Source organism: Mycobacterium sp., assembly GCF_049280035.1.
In the GTDB taxonomy this organism is placed as follows: Bacteria; Actinomycetota; Actinomycetes; order Mycobacteriales; family Mycobacteriaceae; genus Mycobacterium.
Genome location: NZ_JBAPPI010000519.1, coordinates 1 through 3,454, shown reverse-complemented (window position 1 = coordinate 3,454; position 3,454 = coordinate 1). Strand labels below are relative to the sequence as shown.

Annotated in this window: 3 protein-coding genes and 1 pseudogene; 2 read left to right on the top strand and 2 right to left on the bottom strand. The window is 66.0% G+C overall.

The genetic code is table 11. From position 1 onward, the window contains the following. Together WAN71_RS16790 and WAN71_RS16785 are read right to left on the bottom strand one after the other, a co-directional pair. Nucleotides 1–215, bottom strand: a pseudogene (locus tag WAN71_RS16790) (hypothetical protein); the annotation flags it as partial. 56 nt (nt 216–271) lie between these two features. After that, nucleotides 272–1,432 carry a steroid 3-ketoacyl-CoA thiolase gene (locus WAN71_RS16785; RefSeq protein WP_422226418.1) on the bottom strand — a complete coding sequence of 387 codons (1,161 nt, stop codon included), beginning with the start codon at nt 1,430–1,432 and terminating at the stop codon, nt 272–274. Between the two features lie 119 nt (nt 1,433–1,551). On the opposite strand from WAN71_RS16785, the gene WAN71_RS16780 reads away from it, so the two are divergent. Further along, entirely contained in the window at nt 1,552–2,829 is a 1,278-nt protein-coding gene (locus WAN71_RS16780) for a cytochrome P450 (RefSeq protein WP_422226417.1), read from the top strand. Next, a partial coding sequence (locus WAN71_RS16775; protein WP_422226416.1) for an acyl-CoA dehydrogenase family protein occupies nt 2,829–3,454 on the top strand: 626 nt, incomplete at its 3' end. The genes WAN71_RS16780 and WAN71_RS16775, both read left to right, overlap by 1 nt.

The following is a 3,454-nucleotide window of genomic DNA, read 5'->3' as shown; positions in this document are numbered from 1 at the left end:
ACCGTGTACTCCGGCGTGGTGGCCGCCGCGATGACGCGGTACTGCGGTCCGCGATTCAGGCTGCGCCGCAAGTGGTTTCCGGATAACCCGGTCCTGATGCCCTGCTCGATCCGAATGCAGTTCGGCGCGAACGGGACCGCGTCGCCGTTGTGGCTGACCAGTGCGTCGATGTAGGACTGGGCCGCGGCGATGCGGTCGTCGTCGGAAACGCCCATCACCTGATTGCCCGCCTCCTCCTCATCGCGCTTCGCGCTCTGCATCGTCGCCGGGCCTAGATGCGCTCGATGATGGTGCCCGTCGACAGCGCGCCGCCGGCACACATGGTGATCAGCGCCGTGCTCTGATCCGAGCGCTCCAGCTCGTGCAGGGCGGTGGTGAACAGCCGGCTGCCGGTGCAACCCACCGGATGCCCCAGCGCGATCGCGCCGCCGTTGACGTTGACCCGAGCCATCTCGGCGTTGTGCACCCGCGCCCAGGACAGCACCACGGATGCGAACGCCTCGTTGATCTCGACGATGTCGATGTCGCCCATCTTCATGCCGGCTTTCTCGAGGACCTTCGCGGTGGACTGCACCGGGCCGTCCAGGTGGTAATAGGGCTCGGCGCCGACCAGCGCCTGGCTGACAATCCGCGCCCGTGGGCGCAGACCCAGCGCTTTGGCCTTGTCCTCGTCCATCCACAACACCGCCGCCGCGCCATCGGAGATCTGCGACGACGTGCCCGCAGTGTGGATGCCGCCATCGAGCACCGGCTTGAGCTGGCTCAAGCCCTCCAGCGTGGTTTCCCGCAGACCCTGGTCACGGCTCACCATGTGGCGCTCGCTGGTGGGTTGCTTCCGCTCGTCGAGCACCGGCGCCTCGATCGGTGAGATCTCCCGGTCGAAGCGGCCCTCATCCCAGGCCCGCTTGGCGTGCTGCTGGGATGCCAACCCGAACTCGTCGATGTCCTCGCGGGTGATGCCGCGGCGCTTGGCGATGCGCTCGGCGGCGGTGAACTGGTCGGGCAGATCGATGTCCCAGGACTCCGCGCGCCAGTTGCGGTCGGGACCGGCGTTGGCGCCCAGCCCGACGCGGCTCATCGCCTCGATCCCGCAGGCGATGCCGATATCGATGGCGCCGGCCGCGATCAGGCCCGCGATCAGGTGGTTGGCCTGCTGGCCGCTGCCGCACTGGCAGTCGACGGTGGTGGCGCCGACGTGCTCGGGCAAACCCAGGGTCAGCCACGCGGTCCGAGTGATGTTGTTGGACTGCTCCGCGTACTGCGTCACGCAGCCGCCGATGAGCTGCTCGACGTCGCCGGCGTCGATACCGGCCTTCTGCACAAGCGCCTTCTGCACGGAGCCCAGCAGCTCGGTGGCGTGCAGCCCGGACAACCATCCGGCGCGCTTGCCGATGGGGCTGCGAGTGGCTTCAACAATTACCGGGTTACCCATGAGGTCAGGCTAGAACACGTTTCATTACCCTGACAAGCGACGATGCGTGCGCGCCTTTTGGTCTGCGGTGAAGGCATGTTTTACTGGCACTAGAACACGTTGCATTGAGGAGCGCACTGATGCCTACCCCCAATCTGCCACCCGGCTTCGACTTCACCGACCCGGACATCTATACCGAGCGGCTGCCGATGGAGGAGTTCGCCGAGCTGCGGTCCTCCGCGCCGATCTGGTGGAACGAACAGGCGCCGGGCAGCGGCGGCGGCTTCCACGACGGTGGCTTCTGGGCCATCACCAAACTCAACGACGTCAAGGAGGTGTCGCGGCGCAGCGACATATTCTCTAGTTCCGAGAACGGGGTGATCCCGCGGTTCAACAACGACATCGCTCGTGAGGACATCGACGTCCAACGGGCTGTGATGCTGAACATGGACGCCCCGCACCACACCCGATTGCGCAAGATCATCTCCCGCGGCTTCACGCCCCGCGCCGTCGGGCGCCTGCACGACGAGCTGCACGAGCGTGCCCAGAACATCGCGAAAGCGGCGGCCGCCCAAGGATCCGGCGACTTCGTCGAGCAGGTGTCCTGCGAACTGCCGCTGCAAGCGATCGCGGGGCTTCTGGGTGTGCCGCAGGAAGACCGCGACAAGCTGTTCCGCTGGTCGAACGAAATGACCGGCAACGACGACCCGGAATACGCCGACATCGATGCCAAGGCCACTTCCGTGGAGTTGATCATGTACGCGATGAAGCTGGCCGAGGAAAGGGCCAAGAACCCCGGCGATGACATCGTGACCCAGCTGATCGAGGCCGACATCGACGGGGAGAAGCTCTCCGACGACGAGTTCGGGTTTTTCGTGGTGATGCTCGCGGTTGCCGGTAACGAGACCACCCGCAACTCCATCACCCAAGGCATGATGGCCTTCGCCGACCATCCCGACCAGTGGGAGCTCTACAAAAAAGAGCGCCCGGAAACCGCCGCCGACGAGATCGTGCGCTGGGCCACCCCGGTCACCTCGTTCCAGCGCACCGCGCTGGAGGACTACGAGTTGTCCGGTGTGCCGATCAAGAAGGGCCAGCGGGTGATCATGTTCTACCGGTCGGCCAACTTCGATGAAGAGGTCTTCGAGGACCCGTACAAATTCAACATCCTGCGCGATCCCAACCCGCACGTGGGATTCGGCGGCACCGGCGCCCACTACTGCATCGGCGCTAACCTGGCCAAGATGACGATCAACCTGATCTTCAACGCGGTCGCCGACAATATGCCGGACCTCAAACCGATCTCGGCGCCCGAGCGGCTGCGGTCGGGTTGGCTCAACGGCATCAAGCACTGGCAGGTCGACTACACCGGCAATCCCCCGCAAGCGGGAGGTACCCCCAGCCCGGTGGCGCACTAATGGACTTCACGCCAGACCCGGCGCAGCAGGCGGTTGCCGACGTGGTCACGTCGGCGCTAGACCGGGATAACACCTGGGAAGCATTGGTAGCGGGCGGCGTGACGGCGCTGCCGGTGCCCGAGCGGCTGGGCGGCGACGGCGTCGGCCTGCCCGAGATCGCGACGGCGCTGACCGAGATCGGTCGCCACGGCTTGGTCGGCCCGGCGCTGGCGACCCTCGGGTTGGGTGCTGTCCCGCTGCTGGATTTGGCCACCGATGAGCAGCAGGACCGCTACCTCGCCGGCCTGGCCAAGGGCACGCTGCTGACCGCGGCGCTCAATGAACCCGGCACGGCGCTGCCGGAGCGTCCGGCGACGACCTTCGTGCACAGTCGACTGTCCGGCACCAAAGTCGGTGTCGAATATGCCGAAAACGCAGAGTGGATGATCGTCACTGCCGACAGCGCTGTCGTCTTGGTGTCACCGAAGGCCGAGGGCCTACATGTGGCGAAGACGCCGACGTCCAACGGATCCGACGAGTACGTGGTCACGTTTACCGATGTCGCGGTGGCTGAGCAGGACGTGCTGATCGGTGCGACGACCCAGCGGGTGAACCAGTTGGCGCTGGCAGCGATCGGCGCCTATGC

Bases quoted from the DNA above. Each gene is read 5' to 3' on its own strand.
- WAN71_RS16780 (WP_422226417.1), top strand. From the start codon at position 1,552: ATGCCTACCCCCAATCTGCCACCCGGCTTCGACTTCACCGACCCGGAC.
- WAN71_RS16785 (WP_422226418.1), bottom strand. From the start codon at position 1,432: ATGGGTAACCCGGTAATTGTTGAAGCCACTCGCAGCCCCATCGGCAAG.